25 protein-coding genes are annotated in these 24,774 nt (G+C 46.0%); 18 read left to right on the top strand and 7 right to left on the bottom strand.

The features are described 5' to 3' along the window. Positions 1 to 127 precede the first annotated feature (127 nt). The 5 genes from BCV73_RS13930 to BCV73_RS13910 all read left to right on the top strand — a co-directional run bounded on the left by BCV73_RS13930 (position 128) and on the right by BCV73_RS13910 (position 5,983). A complete protein-coding gene (locus BCV73_RS13930; RefSeq protein WP_076164825.1) occupies positions 128 to 1,078 on the top strand; it encodes an ABC transporter permease in 951 nt (316 codons plus the stop codon). Positions 1,079 to 1,111: 33 nt separating this feature from the next. Continuing rightward, positions 1,112 to 2,029: a carbohydrate ABC transporter permease gene (locus tag BCV73_RS13925; protein ID WP_076164828.1), complete on the top strand. Its 918-nt coding sequence runs from the start codon at positions 1,112 to 1,114 to the stop codon at positions 2,027 to 2,029. A gap of 93 nt (positions 2,030 to 2,122) precedes the next feature. After that, entirely contained in the window at positions 2,123 to 3,781 is a 1,659-nt protein-coding gene (locus BCV73_RS13920) for an extracellular solute-binding protein (protein WP_089547570.1), read from the top strand. 117 nt (positions 3,782 to 3,898) lie between these two features. Beyond that, positions 3,899 to 4,882 carry a Gfo/Idh/MocA family protein gene (locus tag BCV73_RS13915; RefSeq protein ID WP_089547569.1) on the top strand — a complete coding sequence of 328 codons (984 nt, stop codon included), beginning with the start codon at positions 3,899 to 3,901 and terminating at the stop codon, positions 4,880 to 4,882. Between the two features lie 18 nt (positions 4,883 to 4,900). Then, positions 4,901 to 5,983 carry a Gfo/Idh/MocA family protein gene (locus tag BCV73_RS13910; protein WP_089547568.1) on the top strand — a complete coding sequence of 361 codons (1,083 nt, stop codon included), beginning with the start codon at positions 4,901 to 4,903 and terminating at the stop codon, positions 5,981 to 5,983. A 103-nt stretch (positions 5,984 to 6,086) separates the two neighbouring features. On the opposite strand, the gene BCV73_RS13905 is transcribed toward BCV73_RS13910, so the two are convergent. Next, positions 6,087 to 7,127 carry an NAD(P)-dependent alcohol dehydrogenase gene (locus tag BCV73_RS13905; RefSeq protein WP_089547567.1) on the bottom strand — a complete coding sequence of 347 codons (1,041 nt, stop codon included), beginning with the start codon at positions 7,125 to 7,127 and terminating at the stop codon, positions 6,087 to 6,089. A 147-nt stretch (positions 7,128 to 7,274) separates the two neighbouring features. Here BCV73_RS13905 and BCV73_RS13900 point away from each other — a divergent pair, with 147 nt between their 5' ends. Beyond that, the gene (locus tag BCV73_RS13900) at positions 7,275 to 7,697 is read left to right on the top strand and encodes a MerR family transcriptional regulator (RefSeq protein WP_076164838.1); all 423 of its coding nucleotides are present in this window, start codon (positions 7,275 to 7,277) and stop codon (positions 7,695 to 7,697) included. Positions 7,698 to 7,760: 63 nt separating this feature from the next. Here BCV73_RS13900 and BCV73_RS13895 read toward each other — a convergent pair whose 3' ends face one another. After that, positions 7,761 to 8,306, bottom strand: coding sequence for a TetR/AcrR family transcriptional regulator (locus BCV73_RS13895; RefSeq protein ID WP_089547566.1), 546 nt, complete (start codon positions 8,304 to 8,306; stop codon positions 7,761 to 7,763). A 208-nt stretch (positions 8,307 to 8,514) separates the two neighbouring features. Between BCV73_RS13895 and BCV73_RS13890 the strand changes: the two genes are divergently transcribed. Genes BCV73_RS13890 through BCV73_RS13875 form a run of 4 tightly spaced genes read left to right on the top strand, consistent with a single transcriptional unit; the run spans position 8,515 to position 11,032 of the window. Continuing rightward, complete coding sequence (locus BCV73_RS13890; RefSeq protein ID WP_089547565.1) at positions 8,515 to 8,901, top strand: DUF2255 family protein; 387 nt, start codon at positions 8,515 to 8,517, stop codon at positions 8,899 to 8,901. Between the two features lie 40 nt (positions 8,902 to 8,941). Further along, positions 8,942 to 9,694: a carboxymuconolactone decarboxylase family protein gene (locus BCV73_RS13885; RefSeq protein ID WP_089547564.1), complete on the top strand. Its 753-nt coding sequence runs from the start codon at positions 8,942 to 8,944 to the stop codon at positions 9,692 to 9,694. Between the two features lie 17 nt (positions 9,695 to 9,711). Next, a complete protein-coding gene (locus BCV73_RS13880; RefSeq protein WP_089547563.1) occupies positions 9,712 to 10,575 on the top strand; it encodes an aldo/keto reductase in 864 nt (287 codons plus the stop codon). Between the two features lie 49 nt (positions 10,576 to 10,624). Continuing rightward, entirely contained in the window at positions 10,625 to 11,032 is a 408-nt protein-coding gene (locus BCV73_RS13875) for a cupin domain-containing protein (RefSeq protein ID WP_089547562.1), read from the top strand. Between the two features lie 87 nt (positions 11,033 to 11,119). On the opposite strand, the gene BCV73_RS13870 is transcribed toward BCV73_RS13875, so the two are convergent. After that, positions 11,120 to 11,608 (bottom strand): DinB family protein, encoded by a 489-nt coding sequence (locus BCV73_RS13870; protein WP_089547561.1) that lies wholly within the window; start codon positions 11,606 to 11,608, stop codon positions 11,120 to 11,122. Between the two features lie 268 nt (positions 11,609 to 11,876). Between BCV73_RS13870 and BCV73_RS13865 the strand changes: the two genes are divergently transcribed. From BCV73_RS13865 to BCV73_RS35805, 3 genes are read left to right on the top strand one after another with little or no spacing between them, the layout of a single operon-like run. After that, the gene (locus BCV73_RS13865) at positions 11,877 to 12,635 is read left to right on the top strand and encodes a cyclase family protein (protein ID WP_089547560.1); all 759 of its coding nucleotides are present in this window, start codon (positions 11,877 to 11,879) and stop codon (positions 12,633 to 12,635) included. Beyond that, positions 12,632 to 13,801: a hypothetical protein gene (locus BCV73_RS13860; RefSeq protein ID WP_089547559.1), complete on the top strand. Its 1,170-nt coding sequence runs from the start codon at positions 12,632 to 12,634 to the stop codon at positions 13,799 to 13,801. Before BCV73_RS13865 ends, BCV73_RS13860 begins: the two co-directional genes overlap by 4 nt. A gap of 53 nt (positions 13,802 to 13,854) precedes the next feature. Then, positions 13,855 to 14,478, top strand: coding sequence for a hypothetical protein (locus tag BCV73_RS35805; RefSeq protein ID WP_256992853.1), 624 nt, complete (start codon positions 13,855 to 13,857; stop codon positions 14,476 to 14,478). Positions 14,479 to 14,513: 35 nt separating this feature from the next. Here BCV73_RS35805 and BCV73_RS13850 read toward each other — a convergent pair whose 3' ends face one another. Continuing rightward, positions 14,514 to 14,873: a DUF6220 domain-containing protein gene (locus BCV73_RS13850; RefSeq protein WP_143811866.1), complete on the bottom strand. Its 360-nt coding sequence runs from the start codon at positions 14,871 to 14,873 to the stop codon at positions 14,514 to 14,516. 197 nt (positions 14,874 to 15,070) lie between these two features. On the opposite strand from BCV73_RS13850, the gene BCV73_RS13845 reads away from it, so the two are divergent. Together BCV73_RS13845 and BCV73_RS13840 are read left to right on the top strand one after the other, a co-directional pair. Further along, complete coding sequence (locus tag BCV73_RS13845; protein WP_089547557.1) at positions 15,071 to 15,622, top strand: dihydrofolate reductase family protein; 552 nt, start codon at positions 15,071 to 15,073, stop codon at positions 15,620 to 15,622. Positions 15,623 to 15,799: 177 nt separating this feature from the next. Continuing rightward, complete coding sequence (locus tag BCV73_RS13840) at positions 15,800 to 16,891, top strand: hypothetical protein (protein ID WP_089547556.1); 1,092 nt, start codon at positions 15,800 to 15,802, stop codon at positions 16,889 to 16,891. A 181-nt stretch (positions 16,892 to 17,072) separates the two neighbouring features. Here BCV73_RS13840 and BCV73_RS13835 read toward each other — a convergent pair whose 3' ends face one another. Further along, positions 17,073 to 19,331, bottom strand: a complete 2,259-nt coding sequence (locus BCV73_RS13835; protein WP_089550245.1) for a beta-L-arabinofuranosidase domain-containing protein — start codon at positions 19,329 to 19,331, stop codon at positions 17,073 to 17,075. 250 nt (positions 19,332 to 19,581) lie between these two features. Here BCV73_RS13835 and BCV73_RS13830 point away from each other — a divergent pair, with 250 nt between their 5' ends. Beyond that, positions 19,582 to 20,433 (top strand): AraC family transcriptional regulator, encoded by an 852-nt coding sequence (locus BCV73_RS13830; protein WP_089547555.1) that lies wholly within the window; start codon positions 19,582 to 19,584, stop codon positions 20,431 to 20,433. A 113-nt stretch (positions 20,434 to 20,546) separates the two neighbouring features. On the opposite strand, the gene BCV73_RS13825 is transcribed toward BCV73_RS13830, so the two are convergent. Next, positions 20,547 to 21,317, bottom strand: coding sequence for a MerR family transcriptional regulator (locus BCV73_RS13825; RefSeq protein WP_089547554.1), 771 nt, complete (start codon positions 21,315 to 21,317; stop codon positions 20,547 to 20,549). Beyond that, positions 21,292 to 22,218 carry a DUF2268 domain-containing putative Zn-dependent protease gene (locus BCV73_RS13820; protein WP_089547553.1) on the bottom strand — a complete coding sequence of 309 codons (927 nt, stop codon included), beginning with the start codon at positions 22,216 to 22,218 and terminating at the stop codon, positions 21,292 to 21,294. The genes BCV73_RS13825 and BCV73_RS13820 overlap by 26 nt, the downstream gene beginning before the upstream one ends. Positions 22,219 to 22,414: 196 nt before the next feature. On the opposite strand from BCV73_RS13820, the gene BCV73_RS13815 reads away from it, so the two are divergent. Continuing rightward, a complete protein-coding gene (locus BCV73_RS13815) occupies positions 22,415 to 23,446 on the top strand; it encodes an aminoglycoside phosphotransferase family protein (protein WP_089547552.1) in 1,032 nt (343 codons plus the stop codon). A gap of 188 nt (positions 23,447 to 23,634) precedes the next feature. Then, positions 23,635 to 24,084, top strand: coding sequence for a nuclear transport factor 2 family protein (locus BCV73_RS13810; protein ID WP_089547551.1), 450 nt, complete (start codon positions 23,635 to 23,637; stop codon positions 24,082 to 24,084). The last annotated feature ends 690 nt before the right edge of the window (positions 24,085 to 24,774 follow it).

The raw sequence follows: 24,774 nt of genomic DNA, 5'->3' as shown, positions 1-24,774 counted from the left end.
AATGAAACCGCTTGCAATAAAGGAGGGGAAACCGTGCGATATGCCTTACGCAAATGTGAGACCGGAATGTGTGAAATCCATGCGATATAAAGCCTGATACGACGAAGATGTAGGAGGTGTTCGGAGAATGGTACCCAAAGGTGCTGTTATCCCTAGATATGAACGACTAAAAAAGAACAGAAAATTAGTTAAAATATGGCAATTTAGATATATATACTTATTTATTCTTCCTGCGATCCTATGGTTTCTGGTTTTCGCCTACTATCCGATGTACGGCATTCTGATCGCGTTCAAAGATTACAAATTTAATCTGGGGATCTTGGGGAGTCCGTGGGCAGGCTTTAAATATTTCGAGCAGTTTTTAAACGATTCCAGCTTTTACGATGTTCTCCGAAATACGTTGTCCATTAGTGCCCTTAAGCTTATTTTCGGATTTCCAGCTCCATTGGTCCTGGCCTTGATGCTTAATGGAATCATGCACAAAAAAATCAAAAGGGTTTTCCAAACGATTTCCTATCTGCCGCACTTCGTGTCGTGGGTCGTCGTCGTTACTTTACTTCAAAAAATCCTGTCTCCGAACGTAGGTCTCATCAATGATATTCGGTACCAGATGGGTTTGGATCCGATCTTTTTTATGGGGAAGCCGGAATTGTTCTATCCATTGGTCATCATTTCCGATATCTGGAAAGGTGTAGGCTGGGGTTCGATCATTTATTTAGCCGCGTTAACGAATATCGATCCGCACCTGTATGAGGCAGCCGAAATCGACGGGGCAGGCCGATGGAGCAAACTGTTTAAGATCACGCTTCCATCCCTTACGCCAACGATCGGCATATTGCTCATATTCTCCCTCAGCGGAATACTGAATGCGGGCTTTGACCAAATCTGGCTGATGCAGTCCCCCGCAACATTAAGCGTCTCGGAGATATTGGACACGTATGTCTTAAAAACAGGCCTGCAGCAAGGGCAATTAGCCTATTCAACGGCCATTGGTTTATTCAAATCTGCGATCTCGCTGCTTCTCATCGTAGTTGTCAACAAAGTATCCAAACGCGTGAGCGATGTATCGTTGTGGTAAACAGCTGGCGCTGAAGATTGAGGAGGTGTGTGTATGGGGGAGAGAAGGCTGACGCCGGCAGATAAAATGTATGCGACGCTGAACTATTCGGTGCTGCTTTTATTCTGCGCTACGGCACTCTATCCATTTATCTATTTTCTGGCCCTTTCTTTCAATGACGGCTACGACGCGATGAAGGGCGGAATCTATCTTTTTCCTAGAGTGTTTACATTAGAAAACTATGCGAAAGCTTTTAGCAATCCCTTAATCTTAAATTCGTTTTATATTTCCATTTCCCGAACCCTGATCGTAACGGTTGGCTCCGTATTTTTGACGGCGTTATTAGCCTACGCCTTGTCGCGGAAAGGGCTGCCCGGAAGAAAATATATTGTATTCTTCTTTTTCTTCACCACGTTGTTTAGCGGAGGCCTCATTCCGACCTTTATCCTGTACCGGGAATTGCACATCCTGAATACGTTCTGGGTGTTGGTACTGCCGTCTCTGTATAACTTTTTCAATGCGATTATTATGAAAACCTTCTTCGACGGAATCCCGGAAGGTCTGTCGGAATCGGCCCGAATCGACGGTGCAAGTGAGTTGGCGGTATTCGCAAGAATCATCCTGCCTCTTTCGATGCCGGTGCTTGCTACTATTGCCTTGTTTGTCGGGGTTGGCGTGTGGAATGACTGGTTTACCGGTCAGTTTTTCATACAGAACGAAAAACTGCAGCCTGCGGCTACGTTCCTGAACAAGATGATCAGCGAAGCGTCTTTCCAGTCGATGACGTCGTCGGGAAATAGCGGATCAGCGATCCAAAACATGACCCAGTCTCAGATGGAGCTGCGGGGTGTAACGCCGGAAGCCTTGAGGATGACCTTCGTCATTATTATCACCACCCCGATCATCTGTGTGTATCCATTCCTTCAGAAATATTTCGTCAAAGGCGTATTGGTAGGTTCGCTTAAGGAGTAGTTGGTATAAAAGGCTAGGCCTTTTATATATAAACTTCCAATGGAAGGGGATTGTAGGATGAGGAAGAACAGGCGGCGTAGGAGTGTTCTTGCGATGACACTAATCGCTTTACTGCTGTTAGTGACCATGACGGCATGTACGGGAACAGGCAAAGAAGAGGGAGCAGGCACGGTTGACCCGGGTCCGAATAAGTCAGGTTCTGAAGAAATAAAGCCGGTAACCTTGACTTTCCTTAGTGCTTGGAACGGAGGCGGAGCCGGTTTCCCGCAGGACCAGAAAAATAATCCCGTAGCCCAAAAAATCAGGGAAAAAACCGGGGTGACGCTAAACCTCGAATCCATCACGACAAGCGAAGTAGAGAAACTGAATACGATCTTCGCTTCCGGTACGGTCCCGGATATTGTTAACGCACCGTTCTGGTCTACTACAGGAGGAGAAGGGCAAGTCATCAAGAAGGCAGCCATGGAAGGACAGCTTCTGGATTTAACCCCTTATCTCGATAAATACCCGAATATTAAAAGACTGGTGACGACCGGGATTGCGAAGGATTTTGCCGAGTTCGATCTCAATAGTCCCGATTTTGAAGGCAAGACGTATCTCATTCCAACGGAGACCCCGGACGGAACCCCAGAGAGCATTCATAATTGGAATTACGGCCTTTTTGCCAGGGGAGATATCCTGAAAGCTCTAAATGTAAAAGCGGAGGATATTGATACGCAGGATGAACTGTATGATCTATTGGTCAAAATCAGAGATGGCGGTTTCAAAGATATTGGCGGGAAGCCGGTCATCCCGGCCGGAACGATGTGGAATGGATGGGATTACGGGCAGTTCCTTGCCGGATGGTCGGATTATTCGATTTCGGACTTCCGTCAAGTCGACGGAAAACTGATTCACTGGACGCAATCCAAGGATTATGAAGCCAAGTTGTTATACATGAGAAAGCTGCTAAAAGAAGGATTGTTTGATCTTGAAGCCTTCAGCAATACGAGTACCACAGCGAATGAAAAGCTCACGACGGGCAAGATGGCTGTATTCGGTGCCCAACCGATGTTAGCTGATTTACAAAAAACGCTGTATAAGACGAATCCGGAAATGCAATATGAACTACTCGGCCCGATGAAGAATAAGAACGGAGACATTCGAACGCAAGTTGAAAAACCCGGCCGTTCCGGTTTCCCTGTCCTTTTCTTGAGCGCGAACATCAAAGATCCCGATGCGGCATTGCGGTACATTGATTATGTGAACAGCGAAGAAGGGCGATTGCTTGCGTATTTTGGAATTGAAGGAACGCACTATACTATGGAAAACGGGATACCTCAATGGATTCCGGATGTGAAAAAACAATTCGATGAAAACCCGGATCTGAAGAGAGACGCAGGGCTCAATTTTCTTCCAGGAAGATTCATCGGGGCATTCTCCAATGAAGTCACTTGGCCAACGCCCGAAGATCAAAAAACGCAGTGGCAAAAGTTGGAGGAGAGCTTCTCGGCAAAAATGCCTATCAAAATCATAGACAAAGTAAGCGCCAGCTACCTTGCAAGAGAATGGCCCAAATACCAGGATTTTATCAGTAAAACCAGCAGCTTGAATTTCGATGACGAATTTAAGAAAGCGCTGTTTGCTTCGTCAGATGAAGAAGCTCTAAATCTTCTTCATAGTGTTCAAGAAAAATATAAAGCCGCAGGCGTGGATGAAATGGCGGAGTTCGTAGCTCAAAAAGCTGCGGAAAGAGATGATGTAGGGTTCTAGATCGTTCAATCTATATCGTGAACCATTTTGGGGTGGCGTTACTGCCATCCCAATTCACTTTCTAACGAATGCTCAAGCGCATACGACGAACATTAACCGATTACGGAGGGGAAAAAGATGTTGAACGTTGCGATGTTAAGCAAGTGGCATGTGCATGCAGCTGATTACGCCAGAAGGCTGCAAAATCATGGAAATGTAAAGATTACAGCCGTCTGGGACGAACAGCCTGAACGTGGAAGCGAATGGGCTGCCCAATTGGGAGCGGATTTTGAAGCGGATTTGGATACTTTGCTGAAACGGGAAGACGTCGATGGCGTCGTCGTGGACGCCCCTACAAGCATGCACGCAGACGTCATGGTAGCAGCCGCTCAGGCCGGTAAACACATTTTTACCGAAAAAGCCATGGCTCTTACCACCCAGGAATGCGATCGGATCTCTGCAGCGGTACGCAAAGCAGACGTCAAGTTTTGCATTTCATTTCCTGCTCTTACAAGACCACACCAATTGTTCGCTAAACAATTGATCGACGACCATATATTAGGGGACATTACGCTTTTACGCATTCGTAACGGCCACGACGGTGCTTTAAACAATTGGCTGCCGGAATACTGGTATGATGAGAAACAAACAGGAGGCGGAGCCATGATGGATTTGGGCTGTCATCCGATGTACATCGCAAGTATGCTGCTCGGTAAGCCCAAAAGAATCACCTCCATGTTCCATTACTTCACCCATCGTGCAGTGGAAGATAATGCGCAGTGCTCTATAGAGTTCGTAAACAATGCGGTCGCACTTGTCGAAACAAGCCTTGTGACGTACAAAACTCCTTCCGCCCTTGAGATTTACGGCACGGAAGGCACCTTGATGGTTTCAGATGATTCCGTTAGAGTCGCTTCGAAGAAGCTCGATTTGCCTTTCTCCGGATGGATTTCACCGAGCCAACTCCCTAAAGAGCACCCGCTTCCGATCATCCAATGGGCAGATGCATTGCTTCATAACAAGCCGATGCCCTTCGGTCTGGAAGAGGGGACAAAATTGACGGAGCTATTGGAGGCGGCATACACCGCTCATAAGGAAAACCGGACGGTAGAGTTCAAATAGCTTGGGGGAGGGATTCAGATGAGAACTGTAAAAGTAGGAATCATCGGCTGTGGCATGATCGCGGGCGGTAAGCATATGCCGTGTTTGTCCAAGTTAGATCATGTACAGATGGTGGCCTTCTGCGACTTGAAGCCGGAAAGGGCCGAGGAAGCGGCGCAAAAATACGGCACGCCAGATGCAAAGGTGTTTACAAATTACAAAGATCTGCTTGCGATAGAGGATATTGAGGTCGTACATGTATTGACACCGAACAGCTCTCATGCGTCGATATCCATTGATGCTCTCGAAAGCGGCAAACATGTCATGTGTGAAAAACCGATGGCAGTCACTGGTGCGGAGGCCAAAGCGATGTACGAAGCCCACTTGCGAACAGGCAAGAAGCTAACCGTAGGGTACCAGAATCGCTCCAACGCCAGAAGCCAGCTGTTAAAAAAGATGATCACCAATGGGGAACTTGGAGATATCTATTTTGCCAAAGCGGTTGCGATCCGGAGAAGAGGCGTACCTACATGGGGCGTGTTCCTGGATAAAGAGAAGCAGGGAGGCGGTCCTATGATTGATATTGGAACCCATTCCCTTGATCTGATCCTGTGGTTGATGGATAACTATGAACCGGTTAGTGTCGTCGGCAGCGTCTTCCATAAACTGAAGTATACCGAAAATGCCGCAAACGAATGGGGATCCTGGGATCCAAACGAATTCGAGGTAGAAGATTCGGCGTTCGGGTATGTGAAATTTAAAAATGGAGCTACGGTCATCATAGAAACCAGCTGGGCCCTTAACATTGCGGAAGGTGGCGGCAACCTGCTGTGCGGAACGAAGGGAGGAGCGGATTTTGCTAAAAATGAGCTGCGGATCAATGGCGAGAGGGACGGGAGCCTGTTCCTGAATAAAATCGATGTGAATCCGAATGCAAGAGAACGATTCAGCGGAGAAGAAATGACCGATTTCGAGTATGAAGCCAAGCAATGGATTGACAGTATCGTGAACGATACCGAACCTTTGGTTAAACCGAGGGAAGCGATGGTTGTATCGCAAATATTAGAAGCGGTGTATATATCCGCAGAAACGGGAAAAACCGTTTATTTTGATGAGGAATAAGGACGTGGAATGAAGATCATAGAATAAAACGAAGGTGCCCAAAAGCTAGCTTTTGAGGCACCTTCAGCATGTAATCACTTATGGAACAAATGTTGTACGCAGCTTACATCGTGCTAATATCAATGACGAATCTGTATTTCACATCCGAGGCTAATACACGTTTGTAGGCTTCGTCAATCTGGTCGGCCGAAATCACTTCAATCTTAGGAACGATGCTGTGCTGTGCGCAGAAGTCCAACATTTCCTGTGTCTCGCGGATGCCTCCAATCATGGAGCCCGCAAATGAACGCCGATGTCCGATGAGGGACATGACATTCAGCGACAACGGCTCCCCGGGGGCACCGACGTTTACCAAAGTTCCGTCAAGCGTAAGCAGTGAGAAATAAGCATCCATATTGATGCTGGCACTCACCGTGTTAATAATCAGATCAAAGCGGCCGGCGAGTTTTTCGAAGGTTTCCGGATCGCTAGTGGCGTAGTAGTGGTCTGCACCCAATTGCAGGCCATCTTCTTTTTTACTTAAGGTTTGGGACAAAACCGTGACCTCGGCACCCATCGCATGCGCAATTTGAACAGCCATATGCCCGAGGCCGCCCATACCGACTACAGCTACTTTTTTACCTGGGCCGGCCCCCCAATGATTAAGCGGGGAATAGGTTGTAATACCCGCGCAAAGCAATGGCGCCGCGGCATCAAGCTCGATGCTGTCAGGAATTCTGACTACGAAATCTTCAGTGACGACAATGTGGGTGGAATAGCCGCCTTGAGTTGGCTCGCCGTATTTGTCAACACCCGCGTAGGTCGGTACGTTTCCTTTGAGGCAGTATTGTTCTTCCCCTTTAAGGCAGTTCTCGCATTCGCCACAGGAATCAACCATACAGCCAACCCCTACACGGTCACCGACTTTGTATTTTGTGACATGAGGGCCAACAGCCGTAACAATTCCTGCAATCTCATGTCCAGGCACAAGCGGATAGTTGACAGGTCCCCATTCGCCGTGAGCCGTATGGATATCGGAATGGCATATTCCCGCAAATTTAATTTCAATTAAAATATCCTGCGAATCCAGATCGCGCCGTTTAATTTCAGCTGCTCGAAACGGTTTGTCAGGACCGTCGACAGCTCTTGCTTTAGCAGTAATCATCTCGAAATCCTCCTATCAATGATTGTTCAAATGTTGCAAAATCAATTTTATTCCCTAGAGTTAACTCTAGGTCAAGCACTGATTTTATGATAATATCAAAAAAGGTATAAACGACAGAGCCATATCGCAAAGAAAGGAAGATCCCTGTTGAAGACATTTTCAATCAGCGAAGCTGCCAAGCAATTGAACCTTACTATATATACGTTGCGTTACTACGACAAAGAGGGACTTTTGCCTTTTGTAGAACGGACAGCCAGCGGAACACGCTTGTTTAAAGAATCCGATATTGAGGCTTTAAAAGTAATCGAATGTTTGAAAACTACGGGGATGCCGATTAAGGAAATTAAAAATTTTATTAATTGGTGTTCAGAAGGGGATACGACTCTGAAACAAAGATATGATATGTTTCTGGAACGGAAAGCTGCTGTAGAGGCGCAGATGGAAGAACTTAAAAAAACGATGGAAGTCATCGAACATAAATGCTTTTATTACAAGACCGCGCTCGATGCCGGAACGGAAGATGTTCATAAGCACAACAAAATTGGGAGTAACTTCGCCTCGACTTATTAATAGAAAACCACCTGTAATCCATAGATTTCTATATGAATTACAGGTGGTTTTGTTATTCAGAGGTTATAAATTTCGATCCAGCAAGATCCCTGTCTGTTCTGCCATGACACGAGGGGGAACAGGCATACCATTCCTGAACCACCATTCCACGGCCCCCACGACGGCTGCCCCGAAAAATTGCAGGATAACTTCTTGATTTAAGCCTTGATTTTTCCCTTCGGTTACATCGACTTCAACTTTATACTCTTGAACGACTAAATCAAGGAAACGGCTGCGGAAATGAGCCGCGCTTTTGGTATTCAGCATAATTGAAAAAAACAAATGATGCTCTGCAAAATATTCGAACCAGACATAATTTCCTTCTTGGAAGCTCATTTCGGATGCAGATCGGCAAAGTTCGCTGAGATTACTGATGTGTTCTTCGATAATTTTATCCAGCAGGTCGTATTTATCCAAATAGTGCAGGTATACCGTACCTCGATTCACATTGGCCCGGTCGGAAATATCACGGATGGTAATGTTATCAAAGTTTTTTTCTGCCATCAGTTCCAGAATGGCCTTCTTGATCGCTTCTTGGGATTTGACTACCCTTCGATCCACTTTAGTCATTTTTATAACGTCCTCCATCTTAAGATAATCGGCAATTATAGATCATTTGTTGAGTAACGCACACATTGTGAGGAAATGACCATTGTAAGCATGGGGGTTCTGTATAAAATTATAAACACGAGTTGATTAAACAATCAATGTTCATTTTTACTGCTGTAGTTCATTCTATGTGCATGCTTAATATCAAGCTTTAAGGAGGATCCCATTCATGAGTACGTGGTCGAAAGAAGAATTGAACAGGATCGCTGAGTCCGATGATCTTCACATCTCACCTTTCCGGGAAGACGGCGTTACCTATGGTACCCCGACCTGGATTTGGTCTGTTGTGGTTGGCGGCTCACTCTATGTACGCGCCTATTACGGGCAGAACTCCCGTTGGTACCAGGCGGCAGTACAGAAGAAGGCGGGGCGCATCACGGTGGCTGGCATGACGAAGGAGGTTGCGTTTGAACCGGTTGAAGGGGAGATCGGCGACCTCATCGACAATGCATATCGTACGAAATATAAGGGAAGTCCTTATCTGAACTCGATGATCAGTATGCGAGCCCGTTCAGCCACAGTGAAGGTTGTGCCGCTTACCGTACATGAATCATAACGGCTTGTTTGAATTTGTCCTATGGATAGGAGGCTGCATGATGAATCGAATTGAGAAGAGCCAAGAAACGTACAAGCAGCTATTCGGCGATGGAGTGCCTGCCGCATATGCCACGGATCCCGATTTTCAGGATATTTTGAGCCGGTTTATTTTCGGGGAGGTCTTTCATCAAGGCAGCCTGGATGACAAAATGAGGGAGCTCATCACCTTAGTGGTGCTAACCACAAACCAAACCTTGCCTCAGCTCAAGGCACATGTCCATGCGGCCCTGAACGTCGGACTTACGCCGATCGAAATCAAGGAAGCCGTGTATCAATGCGCGCCTTACGTCGGTTTTCCCAAAACGCTGAATGCCATGACGGAGGTCAACGACGTTTTCAATGCAAGAAACATCGCATTGCCGCTGGAGAGTCAACAACAGGTTGAAGAAGAGACTCGGTTTGACAAGGGACTTGCCGTGCAGGTGGACATTTTCGGCGACATCATTACCAAAAACCGGGAGAATTCTCCGATCAATCAAAAGCATATTCAGGATTATCTTTCCGCCTTTTGCTTTGGCGACTTCTATACCCGTGGAGGCCTGGATTTGAAAACGCGGGAGCTGCTGACGCTCAGCATCATCAGCGCACTCGGGGGTGCGGATCATCAGGTCAAGGCACATGTGCAGGGAAATCTAAATGTCGGCAATGACAAGGAAACGATGATTACCGCCATCACGCATTGTCTTCCTTATATGGGATTCCCTAGAACGTTAAATGCTTTGAGCTGCATCAATGAAATCATTGCGGAATAGGAAAGGAGACAAAACCAATGTTTAACGAAACATTCAAATTATCGAATGGTATTGAAATTCCCAAATTAGGATTGGGTACCTGGCTTCTCGACGATGAACAGGCGGCACAGGCCGTGCGGGATGCGGTATCTCTAGGATATCGCCATATGGATACGGCTCAGGCCTATATGAATGAGGCTGGAGTAGGCGAAGCAATCCGTACCTGTGGTGTCGCGAGAGAAAAACTTTTCATTACGACAAAGGTTGCTGCAGAAGCAAAAAGCTATGATGCCGTTACGCAGTCCATCCATGAGTCCTTAGCCAAGTTGGGACTGGAATACATTGACCTTCTGATTATTCACAGTCCGCAACCCTGGACGGAGTTCCGTGAGGAGAAGCGTTACTTCGAGGAAAACAAAGAAGTATGGAAAGCGATGGAGGATGCTTATAGAACAGGTAAAGTAAAGGCCATCGGTCTGTCTAACTTTCTTAAGGATGATATTGAGAATATACTTGCAGGCTGTGAGATCAAGCCTATGGTCAATCAGATCTTGGCACATGTGAGCAACACGCCCTTGGAGCTCATTGAATTCTGCCAAAAGAATGACATCTTGGTGGAGGCATATTCACCCATTGCACACGGTGCAATCCTTGGTAATACTGAAGTTAAGTCAATAGCAGATAAGTATGGGGTATCCGTTGCCCAGCTTTGCCTGCGTTATGATATCCAGCTTGGTCTCGTCGTACTTCCGAAGACGGCAAATCCTGATCACATGAGAAACAATGCAGAGCTTGATTTTGTTATCAGTGATGCAGATATGGAGACATTGAAGAACGCGGAGCAGATCCAAGATTATGGCGAGCACAGCTTCTTTCCGGTATTTGGCGGGAAATTGAAGTAAACAGAGCCAGAGGATACGAATCCTAATAATGTTTAATGGAGGAACCCAAGTGGCCAAACATGAAGAAGTAAAAAACGGCATAATTTTCCCTGTGGGAGAGAAGAACGAAGGATTTGCCAAATATTTTGTCGGACAAAGTTACCTGCAGACGTTGGTTGCCGATCCCAGCGTTCCTGTTGGCGTTGGCAACGTAACCTTTGAACCGGGATGCCGGAATAACTGGCATATTCATCGTGATGGGTATCAGATTCTATTGGTAACCGGCGGCGAAGGCTGGTACCAGGAAGAAGGAAAGGCCGCTCAGTTCCTGAAAGCCGGTGATGTTGTTGTTACGCATGATGGTGTAAAACACTGGCATGGTGCAGCAAAAGACAGCTGGTTTGAACATATTGCCATCACCGCTGGTAAGCCGGAATGGCTGGAACCCGTTACAGATGAACATTACGATAAATTGTAATACAGGTGAAGCCTAGTACCACTTGTTCAGGTATAAAAAACGGGAACGTTCCGATTTGGACGCTCCCGTTTTTATTCATGAAGTTTTTTAAAAGCTGCGGTTACCTGCCAAAGCTCCCTGCATTTTAGTTAAGAATACAATTTGCCCAATATGATATGCGTCGTGCATTGCTAAACTCTTTAATTCGAGCCCCAATGATCTTTCTCCAGGGATCGGTCTATACAAATCTTCTTCTTCTGATTTTGCTAGAATTTTTTCAAGTTCGCGATGAACGTAAACGTATTCTTGTTTTGTTTCCTTCCAATTTTGAAGCGTTTCAGCTGGTAATCGAAATGTAGATTTATTGTCTTCGGCTTGTGGTTCATTGTCTGTCGCACCAAGAAATCGCATCAGAAGTCTCTTTTCATAGAAAAGTAAATGACAAACTAACTCCCAAATGGAATTCATTGAATCAACGGGTTTCCAAATTGCCTGTTCAAACGTAACATCCTCTAGCACTTTTTCAAGTGGTGGAAACCAGTCTTCTTGATCTAAGCAGCTTGCCCATTGCTGCAGCAAAAGCGTTTTTACATCCATTATTTCCCTCCAATACATTTTATGGTCACAATTCATTTGCGAAGTGTTGCTGATGGTTATGAAATGAGCCTTATTACGGAACAATGAACGACACATTATTTTGAAAAACTCTGTTACCAATAGATTATCACAAGTTGTGTTTACCAAGAAATAGCAACTATCTAGAGTCGTATAGGGGTGTCACACACCGGCCACGTTGGCCTATCAGTTATATGTACAATTTAGTATAATGTGGATGATTCGAAGTGAGAGGGGAGAAATAATCATCATGAAGCTTATTGACTTGAGCGTGCCGATCAGCCCGCGTATCCGCGAGCCGCTGCCGGCGAAAATCGAATATGCGACCCATGAAGATGGTGCGCGGCAAGCAGCCGAGATACTGGGACTGAAGCAGGAGGATTTTCCAGAGAGCAAGGCGTGGGCAACGGAAATGGTGACCCTGAATACGCACTCGGGTACCCATATCGACGCGCCATGGCATTACTGGCCGGTCTCGGAAGGGAAGCAAGCAAGGACGATCGACGAACTGCCGCTCGAATGGTTTTATTCTGACGGTGTGGTGCTCGATTTCAGCGCGAAGCCGCCGGGTCATGAGATTACAACGGATGACTTGATCGCTGAGCTGAAACGGATCGAGTATACGCTGAAACCTTTTGATATCGTTCTCATTCGGAGCGATGCGGACAAACGGCTGTATCACGAGCATTATGCATTTCTTCATGCCGGGGTATCGGCTGAAGCTACGCTGTGGCTTCTGGACCAAGGCATCAAGGTAGTCGGCACTGACGGCTGGGGCTGGGATATTCCGCTCAACCTGCAGGCTGAAGCGTATAAAAAGCAGCCGCGGGAAGGCGTACTGTGGGCGGCGCATTACGTCGGTAAGGACAAGGAATATTGCCAGATTGAGAAGCTGGCTAATTTGGACAAAATACCGAAGCCGTTTGGCTTCAAAGTATGCTGTTTTCCGATTAAAGTGGAAAAGGCCAGTGGCGGCTGGTCCCGACCGGTCGCCATCGTGGAAGAATGAAACAAGATGGCCGCTATCCCATCGACCTGACAGGTTTTCGCAGCCACACGCTTGTGATGCGACCCGGGATGGGGAGCTTATCCATTGGCCCGTCGTACTTAGGGAAAAAGGCGGATCTTCACGTCGAGCCCGACGCGCGTATCGATTGGACCGTATTCGATGCCTTTGCTACGCCAGCCGGCTCACCTTGGCCGCGTTATCTGCGCTATACAGGCAGTGACGCAGGATTCTTGGATTGGGCACAGAAGCGTCCTATTGAAGAAATGACGTGGGCCCCCATCCTGCCGGCAGACACGGTGGCGGATGCCAGCCTGTCCATTTTGCATGGATTGCACATCGAGTTGGGTCCGTCCGGAGGGTGTCTGAACCTAAAACTTCCGATAACGCCTTGCCGCTTGAATGTGTCCGGAAATCTATCACGCCTCTTGGCCACTGGTAACATACCGTCTTTTCTGACACTAGCGCCTCACACAAGTAGACGCAGGAATGATCCCCCCTTCTTGATGCCTGACCTAGGTGAGCTGCACCAGGTGACGAGCCTGGCGTTACAGAATACGCCGATGGGACAGCCGGTCTCGCTGGAGTGTCTGAACCGCTTTCCAAACCTGAATTCACTGAGTTTATGGGGGAATTTCTGCGATATGGACGTGTTGGCCCGTCAGGCCCGGTTAACGAATCTGGAGCTGCGTTTCATGCCGGATCTGGAAGATTTGCCCCCGTTAGACACGTGGCCGATGCTTGATAGGTTTATCGCATACAACGTGGAAGAGATGACGGGTAAACGTCTGAAGCAGCAAATGAAAGCCCGCGCGAAAATCCGGCCGTGGAGCGGTCATGCTTCAGTGAGTCAATTGCGCAAGCCCGAGTGGTGGTCGACCGAGTTCGGGCGCCCATTCTCGTCCTGGCCTAAACGTCTGGCCAAGGTGGCTAACGAGGCTTACAACGTTGCACAGGCAAGCTTATCGCAGGCCCGCAGCTTCGCCGATGCCGAGGCAGCCATTACCGCCTTCACCGTGCGCTTCAATACCCTCAAAGGTATAGAAACGACTGAGAGAGAGGACCTCGGCGAAGCAGTATGGCAGCTCAGCCAGTCCGATCACCTGATCGGCCAGCCTATCACGGAAGAAATGGCTCAACGCTGGTTCGATGCTGCACGCAATTACTGAAGCATCAACTCCGTATTTTGCTGTGCCAAGTTTATAAAAGGAGTGATGGCGCCATGACTTTAAATCAACAGCATTGTCAGGAATCGATGAGGTACTTAGCGACTGCCCCCATTCGCGAAAATGATCCGAAGTTTATCGGCGCAATAAATGAAGTAGACTATGAGTTGTTAACAGCAAATGAGGCAGATTTCATTGAGGTGCTGTATTTTAAACTGAAAAATATCGCCCTTCGCAATAGAATTCTGCATGGTTTAATCCGGTGCAAGGAATTGGAGCTGAAGGATTTTTTTCAGAAAGCCTATAAGAAGGAACGATATTTGGACATGAGACTGCTCGCCATCCATGGATTAGCGCATTATGCCACAGAAGAAGAGATCGACAAGGTCATCGATCATTTCCTTAAGATTTTGATGAAGCGGCCGGAGACTACACCCTACAACTACCAGGAATATGAGTTTTTAAGATCCGCCTTCGGGCTGCCTCTCCTCATTAAAAAATACGGGTATCCCTGTTTTGAGAAAGCACTTCAACAAGTCGAGAAACAATATGATGCTATGCCGGAAGCATTTAAGGGGCATTTTACTATTGATGAAAATGGAAAGGCAGTCCAGTTGAGGAGTCCCCACGAAACGAAACAAATGATTGAACGTTTTTTTGCGGCACAGAACGGTCGCTAATCAGCTTATTCGCGATGTCGTGAAGTGGCTTAATTTTATTTTTTCTTCATTAAAAACGGATAAGAACTTCGAACCAAGGCAAGAGAGCCCCAAAACAAGGCGAGCGCCAGAACGGGATGCAGCGCGCCTGCAATATGGAGAGCCGTAATATATTGAAGACTGATCAGGACGAACAGCCCAAGACTTCCCCAGATCATGCTCCGGTTGAGTTTCCCGACGATGCCGAGGATGAACAGGATGAGCGAGATCGATCCAAACAGGGGAACGAACGACCGATGATATTTCCAAAGTTCCGAATCCCCGAACAAAGCCATTCCGGCCAGATATACTTGCACAACGATACAGATCAAAAATACGAACGCAAGGATGGCATACGCCGAGCGGTAATATTTCACTCGGGAAGACTCCTTTTTAATCGCTTCAACGTTCAATGTTCCAGCTCCTTTCATCAGATGTAATGGTCATACGTCAATTTTTGAACTACACATAAGACGCTGAAGGGCTCTGGATTGTGACAGCGGAAACGAACAAGGAAATGAAACCGGCAAGTAGAATAAATAAGGAACATATATTTTTGGGGAGGGATGACTGAATGGCTGAACTGATTTATCATGTTGCCGTTTCATTAGATAACTTTATTGCGGATCAAGGTATGATGGATGGAGATATTCATGAGTCAAGCTTTTTATTTGAAGGGGATCATGTTCCAGACTTTTTAACAGATATTCAACAATACGATGCCGTATTGATGGGTGGAAAAACATATGAGTTTGGATTTCAATTCGGTGCTAAACCAGGTGAACCGGGTTATAAGGGCATTAAACATTACATATTTTCAAAATCCATGCAATTTGAGTCAAACGAAGAGGTCGAACTTATCCATGGTGATGCAATAGAATTTATTAAGAATCTCAAACAACAAGGGAACGGTAAAATTTGGTTATGTGGAGGCGGGGAATTAGCGGGGTCGTTGATTAAACATAAACTCATTGATCAATTAGTACTGAAGGTTAATCCAATTATTGTGGGTGAAGGTGTTCCTCTCTTTGGAAGCGTAAAGCCACGTCTTAACTTGAAATTAGTGGACATGAAACAGTACTCTAATGGTGTTACCAAACCGACGTACAACATTATTTATACATAGGATGATTCTGGAGAACCTCTTTGTTAAGCTAGTTTAGCCGGCTGTTTTTCATTTCTCAATATATACAGAGGAAAAAGTGAAGCTTACAAATGGCTGCAACCTATTTGAAGCCGCTTCCGTCTGATGGATTGTTAGCAGGTAGACGTCATCCATCTCAGGATCGGAAGGAGCTTTTTTATGAACAAGAAACGAGCTAAACTAACGGTATTATTCACTTTGGCGGGGGTACTCGGCACAACGGCCGCAGTCGAAGCTGACGCTTTAGTTGAAAAGGTTACAGGTTACCTTCAAAAAGATACAAAGGTTCTTATTAATGGACAAGACAGCATGCTTACGCCTGTATCTATTGATGGTAAACTGTATATTCCAGTCCGTGATGCTGCGGCCAAGCTTGGATATACATTAAATTACGACGAAGCGAGCAAAGAAATTGAGCTCGGCGAAGCGGTTGACCTGATGCGTGCCTCCGGTGTAATCGTAAGCGTGCAGGCCAATGAAGACGGGAAGTACCGGATCGAGCTGCTCGGCAGCACATGGGTCATATTGATCGTAGACAAATCGACGGCTATTAAAAGCCTGGACGGCAAAATGCTAACCCCAGCCGATTTGAAAGCCGGCACACAAATCGATGCAGCGTTCGGACCTGCGATGGCGACGAGCTTCCCGGGCCAAGCGCAAGCTGTGAGTGTTCAAGTTCACGCAGATCGCACGGTCAAAGAAGATACCATCAAAGCCGTGAAACACACGGATGACGGCTGGCAGGTTCAATTAGGCGACAATTTGCTTTTGAACGCAGGTAAGGAAACGCGTGTCATGACATCTCAAGGGGAGTCCTTGAATTGGGAGGACCTGAAGACAGGTACGAAAGTAACAGCGTACTACGGCCCACTCATGATGCAAAGCCTTCCTCCACAAAGCCCGCTTTTCCTCCTAGTGGTACAGGCTCAAGCACCCGTTGCAGGCGGACTGAAAATGTCGCCGGAGACAGCGCAGGAATACCGCAACTTGGCATGGGCGCAGGTGAGTTCGCAAGTTTCCCATATTACGACAAAGCAAAACGAGGCACCTGTTCAAATTGTCTCTTCTAAAGAGGTTGGTGTACTAGCTGCTACGGCCGAGCAGAAGAAATTGCTTGATGACGTCCAGGCTGCGAACGGAAGCGTTGTGACGGTGACTTACAACACCGACCAAGACGAGCTGCTTGGGCCGCTGACCGCCGTGTTCGATTTCAACACAAAAGCTTTTATCGGATTCAACGCTAGAAGATAAAATGATTTCTAAGCTGCCATGAAATTCAATCGCCTTGAATTTCATGGTTTTTTTATTTACCGGATGAAGTTGTTAAATGAGATGATCTTCTTCATATGTTACGGATATGTATAAAAAGCCTCCCGACAGGAAGGCTTTTTGGGTCAATCGATGTTAAGCATTAGCATGTATAATTAGCTTATCACAGCTTCACAGACCGTAACATGCCATAGATGCCGTTTAAATTCTGGATCGGGGAGAACTTTACTTCAACCGCTGCTTTGCCTGCGGTCATTTCAGCAGGGATTTCAAACATTTTGTCATAAAAAGCCCGTTTTCTTTCCAACGGAACCGATTCTGTAGCAAGCTGTTTTCCGTCCACCCAAATCTCGACGCCCCCGGCTCTGGACCCGTGGCTGAAAGTAACAGAGAGACCGGTTTTTACTTCCGGGTCTACCTTTAATTCATAGCTGAACCAACCGCCCGGTTCCGCTCTTCTCCCATTCAGGCCTTCCCAAGTTCCGGCATGGGTCCGTTCACCTTTAACTTGATGCTGCAGCTCATATTGGTCGTTTCCGATTTGGATACCGTCGATCGTGGCTTCCCTGATCAGCTGCTCTTGCTGAGATTTCTCCAAATGTTCGTGCAGGCTGTTCGAATCGGCTTCAACGAACCTCCAATAGATGCCGTATCTCTCGCGATGCTGCTTGAAGTGTGGGGTAAAGATTAATCGATTGTCTTCATCCGTATTTCGGAGCACAAAGGAAAGCTCGCCGTCTTTTTGGATGAAATGCCGGTCGAAGCCTGCAAACCATTCCTGAACGCTCATGCCTTGCGGGATGACGAAATCTTTCACGAGCATTCGCCGGGTAGGGATACTGACGTTAACCCCTGTTTTCGATTCAACCCAATCATCTTGGCCCAATCCGGCACTTAGAACGACCGGACCGTAACGAAATCCCACCACATTTGGTGCATCAGGCAAACTGGAGTAATCGGCTTTCATCAGGATGCGCATATGTAACGAGTCGCCATCTTTCCATAACCGGTCAATGATTGCATAACCATCCCTGACTTCCGGTTGAATGTTCGCTCCGTTCAGGGATATGGTTGGTTCGCCTGCGGTCCAATAAGGGATGCGAATACGAACGGACAAGTGTCGTTCCTTCTTGCAGGTATCGGTCAGCTCAAAAGTCAGTTGAACCGTATCGCTAAATGGAACGTCAGAGTTTTGCGTGATCTTCACCTGCTGCTCCGCCCAAGCCAGTGTACTGCTTATAAATTGATTGACATACAACCGGTCACCCGAGTGAAAATAAAGGCTGTCGTTCAATTTGGTGAAGCTCTCCATGCCGGTCCCGGTGCAGCACCAGAAGTGCTCAAACGGAGAGCTGTACACCTTGAAATAACCAGTCGCCATCGGCTGAAAATACATCGTCATTCCTGTGTCCGGGTTTTGGGAGGAAAGGATAGCGTTGATATATGTTGTCTCGTAAAAATCAGCGTATTTCACATCCTGGGTAAGCTTGAATAGCTCCCGCGTCAGCTTCAACATATTGTAGCTATTGCAGGTTTCGCATGTGATATCGGACCGTCTGGCGTCGAGCAGATCAGGCTCTCCGAAATGCTCGGATTCGCTGTTGCCTCCTGTTATGTAGCTGTGGTGGTATACGACCATGTCCCAGAATCTTTCTGCAGCTTCCCGATAAAAAACTTCGCTTTCTCCCAATGTTAAATATCGGTTCAGGGCTCCTACAAATTTGGGGATCATTGTATTGGCGTGCTTGCCCTTCAATATATCTTTGCCTTCCCAAATGGCCTGAAACAGGCTGATTTCGTCAAATTGATGGGCGGCTTCCGCATGGCGGGGATTTCCGGTCAATTGATACAAGTTGTAGAGACAATCGTTCATCCCGCCGTATTCCACAGCCAGCACGGTTTTTTGCAATTCTTTGGACCAACGGGAAGTCCGATCCGCTGCCCAATCGCCCAGTTTATTGACGAGGTCATAAGCGGCTTGTATTTGGGTCGATTGATAAACGTCGATGAGTCCGGCGATGATCTTGTGCATGGTATACCATGGCACCCAAGCCGGAATCCGATTTTCCACGTTATCGAACAGCGTTTCGGGAAATGCTGACAAATACCCGTTATGCAACTGGCAACCGGCCAATTCGGATACAAGATACTCTAAATTAGCGAGGATCTTGTCGTTCCGGCTCTTGGCATAGGCCTGCGCGCATGCTGACAGATAGTGGCCCATGGTATGGCCGCGAATCTCTGTTTTTTCCCAGCCAGGGTAAGTCTCGGCTGTGGACGGCAGTCCCGCAACTTCCCGGAATCCGGCCAGCAGGCGATTTGGATCGTAGCTTAATAAATAAGCGACCTCTTTTGTAAAGGCATTCACAAGATAATCTCCAGTCAGCACGACCTGATTCAAACCAAAATCGTGTAATCTCATTTCCCCGATCGGTCCTTTCTGTACCAAGTTTCTCCTTCAGTGGAGAGTACATCAAGTGTACCTTTTCCTCACTTTCCGTTAAATAATAGAAGGTCGGTTTTTGTGTCAAAATGTCAGCAGTTTAAGCATGCATCTGCTTCAGCATGATTTTTAAATTTACTTGAAAATATCATGGATAAACCTATCCAAGTTTGGTATCTTATTCATACGCTTAGTGTATAAAGGTTTGATCGCAAGGGAGAGACCGACGATGAATTGTTTTCGCTTCCGGGTGGATGGCCCGGTGAAAATGGTGATGACCGGGAAATTTATGTCTCCGTCTCCGGAGTGGCAGCATATGAACCGGATCTTAATGGAGTATGAGTTGTTTATCCAGACTCGCGGAACGTTGTACATTTCATGCAATGCGAAGAAATTTGCCTTGAGAGAAGGGGAATTCCTGCTGATGCCGCCTCGATCGCATCAATACGGCTATCAGGCGTCGGACTGCAGTTTTTACTGGCTGCATTTCTCGGCGCGCGGGGAAACGGAAAGCATCACTGCCGATGAACTTGAGCAAGCCTGTGATCCTGAGGTCATCGCGATTCCAGAGTACGGCACCCTGCGCAGCCCCAACAAACTGACCGTTATGCTCAAGCAATTGCAGGATTCCGTCAGGAGCTACCGAGAACCAAACTTGAACAATTATTTGACAACAGGTGTCTTGTGTGAGATTTACAATCAGATGTTTTTCGTTCAGAATCAACCCGCCAAACCGGAGAAGCAGCAGCTGTACAATGACATTGTGGATTACATCAAGTGGTATAAGGAAGAAAATTTGAAGGTTGAACATTTGGCCAAGCATTTCGGGTATAACGCCAAATACTTGACGGGCTTGTTTTCTTCCATAGCGGGCATTTCCTTGAAGCAGTACATCATGCAGGAAAAGATGGAGGCGGCCAAGTTTCTGCTAACGGATACGAATCGGAAGATTACCGAAATCGCCAACCAATTGGGATTTTCAAACAGCCATTCGTTCATGAAAGCATTCAAGAAAAAAACAGGTCTGACCCCATCGGAATACCGCAATGCTTACGCTACCCGCTTGCTTTATTATAAGTAAAAAAAATCCGCTCCAGAGCTCTGATGGCTTACTCAGCAGCAGAGGCGAATATAAATGAAACCGCAAGATATGACATTGATGTCATGCATCCTGCGGTTTCCGTAGTGGACTTATTACTTGTCTGTTTCAGCATCGCTCAACCGATTGACATGGTACATGATTGCACGGTAAAGAAAATCTGCTAAATCCTCAGTACTATATTGATTAAAGTAGCTTGCGAATCGTGTATCGAATTTATAAGTATTGGCAATGCAAGCCAGTAACTCCGCATCACAAGGCATGAATTGCAGTAAAATTTTTTTCCACTCTTCGATGAATCGCTGCACTTCTTCGGAGGAAGGATCCTGATGGATACAAGCCGCCATTTGTTTGAATATTTCCTCCATGGCTGAAAAACGTTCCTCTTTTTCTTCGGGTGAGCATGCTTCCAACGTTTCATTGTACACTTGATACGCCTCTGTCTCACCGTAAATGAATCTTGCCTCATTTGCATATTGTTCTCTCAATGGCAGAGCGGAAGTACTGTTGAAGATTTGCAAATGACTAATATCATTCCCCGACACATATTCTTCGAGAGCCGCCATGATGTTTTCCAGTCTTTGCTTTTTCGATAATAAGCTTTGTCCTTGCTTCTTTAGTATTTGTTTCTGTTCTTGCTTAGTCAACTTTAAAATGTCGGCAATTTCTTTTAAGGAAAAATCCAATTCCTTTAAGAACAAAATCGTTTGTAGTTTTTCCAAACTGCTTCGGTCGTATAGTCGGTACCCTTTTTCCGTAAGATGTGTCGGTTTAAATACATGAATTCTATCGTAATAATGCAGGGTCCGTGCTGTAATGCCTGTAATCTGAACAATATCATTAACCGTTAATAATGGTTTCTTCATCCCAAAATCCTTCGACTTCATCTAGTATTTGAGCAGCGGGCGTTATGGTTGCCTCAAAGATTGTTTTTCCTGTTTTCCTTAAATAATATTGGATTAAATAATATCCGCAAGCGTAACCAGCGCTATAAGGCATATTGACCGGTTTAAAGTTTTGAAGTTTTGCGATCTCGTCGCCGTAAAGATACGGAGCGATTTGATCAAATCCTGTTACTTGCCATTTCTCTCTAATCACAGGCTTAATGTGCCTGTTAAGGGTGTCTGCGTTTGTTTTCGTTACCCAAGGGCCGAGCCATTCTTCGCCAAACATGAACGCAGCATAGTTTTCAGCTAATCCTTCACTGACAATGAGCTCGCCTAAATGAACGGTGTGATCCCACTGAATAAATTGATATCTCACATTATGGTTGCATTCGTGCGCCAGCGCAACCTTCATGCGAGGGATGGTGTATTCATTCGGCAAGAGCGTGCCCCAGATAAACCCGGGAATGCCCCCAAAGCCGCTATATCCTTCGTTAATGGTTAGAGCACGGCTTTCCGGATTCCCTAGCTGCACGGTAAACAAATATTCGGATACGGGGAGGTCAATTCCATGCTCTGCAAATAAATCCAGGCTTTTCTTCACAGCATGCTCACATTCTAACCAAAAAGATTCGGACGAAATCTGCTCGATCTCTGCCGTTATCTGAGGGGTAATCTGATCCGGGGATCGATGCATCATGCTGTTAAACGCAATAACGTCAAACCCATTCGCCTCTTCAGCTCTAAAAGGGATCTGTTGAATTTGCCATTGTTTCATAAAGGGAGCCATCATTTCGTTTCTGAATAATTCGAGTTTGTCCTCGGGCAATGCTTGGGCAACTTTTTGATAAATACGATCTGAGCGCAGTGTTCTTATATTCATTTCTCTCACCCCAATTAATTTATAGTGAGAATTATGCACTATGACCTTACGTCATAGTCAAGTACATCGGATCAAAAATCCCCATTCAGGGGAAGTTTTTTTAAAATTACTTTTTCCCTTCATTTGTACAGGATGGCAGCCTAAACTTGAAGTACGACAAAGGGTTACCTTGTTCAAACGATTGGAGGACTTCATGATGAGCGAAATCAAAGCCGAAACGCTGACAAAAGTTCTAAGCCAAATGCTCGGTACTGAAATCATCTGTGCCGATATCCAGACCAGACCATTACATGGCGGTACAGTAGGTAATGTACAGCTAGTAACGGGCATTGCCAAAACCACAGATGGCAGAGAAATCACCTACAACATCGTTGTAAAAACGCAGAGGAAATGGGAACGTTACAGGGATCCCGATTCATGGCGCAGAGAATATGATTTTTATAAGTCCAATTTTGGCGCCTTGTTTTCTGAATCATTCCGTTGGCCCGAATGTTATCACGTGGAAATGAACGAAGAAGAGAACGAAACACAGATATGGATGGAATATACCGACGGCATATCGGGCTTGGACCTCACCGGCAATATGCATGAACGCGCAGCCGAGGAATTAGGACGGTTCCAGGGCAAGTTATTTGCCGAACAGCCAGCTTTTTTACAAAATATGTCCAATCTGAGCAGAGCGGAGTATATGAAGGATATCTATCTTCATTACCGGTCATGGAATCGAGTGTATGATTATATCCGTTCCGACGATTGCGGTATCCCGAAGCATCTATGTAAAATGCTCATCGACATAGATGAAAGCGCAGACGAAATATTCAACCGTATTGAAAAGCTGCCCATCGTGCTTTGCCATAGGGATTTTTGGGTGACAAACATCATTTATTCAGACGGTAACATTATACTCATCGACTGGGATACCACGGGGTGGGGCTATTTAGGTGAAGATTTGGCAAGCCTTATCGCGGACGAAGCCGATATTGAACACATGGTTGAATACTACCATAGATGTATCCCGGCGTATTACAAGGGCTTTTCGGAACAAGCGGATATTTCGCACATAACGGATAACTGCGTTTATGAGATGATTCTCCTTTTGTTTGGTTATAGGCTGGTAGAAGGTTATATGGATGCAGGATCGGGAGACCAACTCCAGGAAACGGATCATGAAAAAACGCTGCACATTCGTACCCTGCAAAAAATCTTTGAGATCAAAAATGAACAATAGTTTCGCAACAAAGCGGGAAAATGACCGTCTATATGATACATAAAGGGGACAGCGGCGGTTCAGCGCAACCGGCGTAAGGTTCGAATGAATGTGTTTGGAGGCGGGGATATCACAGCAACAAATCGAAAGATCCTTTGTTCTATAATCACAGATGAAGCGGAGGTTAATATGAACGGAGGATAATATGAATGGATAATACTTGGAGTGATAACAGCAATAAGGCAATGGAAATATTGGATCGAATGTTTTCAGCCGAAATGGAATTTATGCGTTCGGATGGAAATGACTTTAGCGGTATAACATCTGTTTTTTACCCCGATATCGTTGTTCATGAGCCTGCATCCCTGCCTTATCCGGGCGATTGGTGTGGTTATAAAGATCTTGGAAAACTCTTTAATACGATGCATAATACTTGGAGTTCCATGAATGTTGAGAACATCGTTGCCACATTAGATGGTGACACCCTTTTTATGGGGGGGACTTTAGTGGCAAAGGCTAGACAATCTGAGAAAGAAGTTCAATTACCTTTCGCTCAAATCTTAAAAATTAAGGACGATTTAGTCGTAGAAGCATTTCCTTATTATTTTGATACTTCTTTAATTAACGCAGCACTTGGCCATTCAGAAATTAATAAATAAGCTTTAAGCTAACGGGGGACAATAGACCATACAGCACAACAGCAGCCGGCAAATCTTAGGCTGCTTTTTTTGTTGGTATAAAAGGGCAGTATGGTTCTGATTGCTGATGAATGGGGTAACTGTATGATGACTTGACATGCTGATTGAACAGCAGTCAAACTAACGGGTGCTTTGGTGCTGCCCAAGAATACTGCGGGCACGAAAAGATGTAGTCCCTTTTATCCATGGTGATGGAGCGATACCCAGACACATGACAGTGTCAGGTTACATGGGATCATTTTGAAATTTCTCAAGAGTCTGCAGTAACCTTTTTTACATGGATTTTCCTGCTGAAAATGCTCACATTATAATGATCATTGGTGTTTTATTTTTTGGTAGATTAGAGATATTAATTCCGTTAAGGGAAATATTAGGATGAATGGAGAGGTGGAAGTGCCTGTATAATAATGTTAGACGACAAGAACATACACGCTGGGTAGCCGCGTAGCTGCGGTTTTTTTTATAACCATAAAACCATTTAGAGCCTTACTTGAACGTGTCATCCTAAGGGTTCATTGCTCCCGTTGATTAAGCCCTTATCCTATCGATTGATACCACATTAAAGTCAGATTTGTCCTATCCAGAAGGTGTAACCTGTACAATGACAGTCATGGTTGAACAGATCGTTCGTGACTACATTTACTACTATGA

Source organism: Paenibacillus sp. SSG-1 (genome assembly GCF_002224835.1).
Lineage (GTDB): Bacteria > Bacillota > Bacilli > Paenibacillales > Paenibacillaceae > Paenibacillus_AQ > Paenibacillus_AQ favisporus.
Note: the sequence above shows the minus strand (reverse complement) of the source record. Positions and strands in the feature narration are given on the sequence as shown.

Bases quoted from the DNA above. Each gene is read 5' to 3' on its own strand.
- BCV73_RS13920 (WP_089547570.1), top strand. From the start codon at position 2,123: ATGACACTAATCGCTTTACTGCTGTTAGTGACCATGACGGCATGTACG.
- BCV73_RS13895 (WP_089547566.1), bottom strand. From the start codon at position 8,306: ATGACTAAAGTGGATCGAAGGGTAGTCAAATCCCAAGAAGCGATCAAG.
- BCV73_RS13845 (WP_089547557.1), top strand. From the start codon at position 15,071: ATGGCTGAACTGATTTATCATGTTGCCGTTTCATTAGATAACTTTATT.
- BCV73_RS13810 (WP_089547551.1), top strand. From the start codon at position 23,635: ATGGATAATACTTGGAGTGATAACAGCAATAAGGCAATGGAAATATTG.
- BCV73_RS13860 (WP_089547559.1), top strand. From the start codon at position 12,632: ATGAAACAAGATGGCCGCTATCCCATCGACCTGACAGGTTTTCGCAGC.
- BCV73_RS13905 (WP_089547567.1), bottom strand. From the start codon at position 7,127: ATGATTACTGCTAAAGCAAGAGCTGTCGACGGTCCTGACAAACCGTTT.
- BCV73_RS13910 (WP_089547568.1), top strand. From the start codon at position 4,901: ATGAGAACTGTAAAAGTAGGAATCATCGGCTGTGGCATGATCGCGGGC.
- BCV73_RS13930 (WP_076164825.1), top strand. From the start codon at position 128: ATGGTACCCAAAGGTGCTGTTATCCCTAGATATGAACGACTAAAAAAG.
- BCV73_RS13885 (WP_089547564.1), top strand. From the start codon at position 8,942: ATGAATCGAATTGAGAAGAGCCAAGAAACGTACAAGCAGCTATTCGGC.
- BCV73_RS13820 (WP_089547553.1), bottom strand. From the start codon at position 22,218: ATGAATATAAGAACACTGCGCTCAGATCGTATTTATCAAAAAGTTGCC.
- BCV73_RS13865 (WP_089547560.1), top strand. From the start codon at position 11,877: ATGAAGCTTATTGACTTGAGCGTGCCGATCAGCCCGCGTATCCGCGAG.
- BCV73_RS13890 (WP_089547565.1), top strand. From the start codon at position 8,515: ATGAGTACGTGGTCGAAAGAAGAATTGAACAGGATCGCTGAGTCCGAT.
- BCV73_RS13835 (WP_089550245.1), bottom strand. From the start codon at position 19,331: ATGAGATTACACGATTTTGGTTTGAATCAGGTCGTGCTGACTGGAGAT.
- BCV73_RS13825 (WP_089547554.1), bottom strand. From the start codon at position 21,317: ATGAAGAAACCATTATTAACGGTTAATGATATTGTTCAGATTACAGGC.
- BCV73_RS13815 (WP_089547552.1), top strand. From the start codon at position 22,415: ATGAGCGAAATCAAAGCCGAAACGCTGACAAAAGTTCTAAGCCAAATG.
- BCV73_RS13915 (WP_089547569.1), top strand. From the start codon at position 3,899: ATGTTGAACGTTGCGATGTTAAGCAAGTGGCATGTGCATGCAGCTGAT.
- BCV73_RS13870 (WP_089547561.1), bottom strand. From the start codon at position 11,608: ATGGATGTAAAAACGCTTTTGCTGCAGCAATGGGCAAGCTGCTTAGAT.
- BCV73_RS35805 (WP_256992853.1), top strand. From the start codon at position 13,855: ATGACTTTAAATCAACAGCATTGTCAGGAATCGATGAGGTACTTAGCG.
- BCV73_RS13830 (WP_089547555.1), top strand. From the start codon at position 19,582: ATGAATTGTTTTCGCTTCCGGGTGGATGGCCCGGTGAAAATGGTGATG.
- BCV73_RS13840 (WP_089547556.1), top strand. From the start codon at position 15,800: ATGAACAAGAAACGAGCTAAACTAACGGTATTATTCACTTTGGCGGGG.
- BCV73_RS13880 (WP_089547563.1), top strand. From the start codon at position 9,712: ATGTTTAACGAAACATTCAAATTATCGAATGGTATTGAAATTCCCAAA.
- BCV73_RS13925 (WP_076164828.1), top strand. From the start codon at position 1,112: ATGGGGGAGAGAAGGCTGACGCCGGCAGATAAAATGTATGCGACGCTG.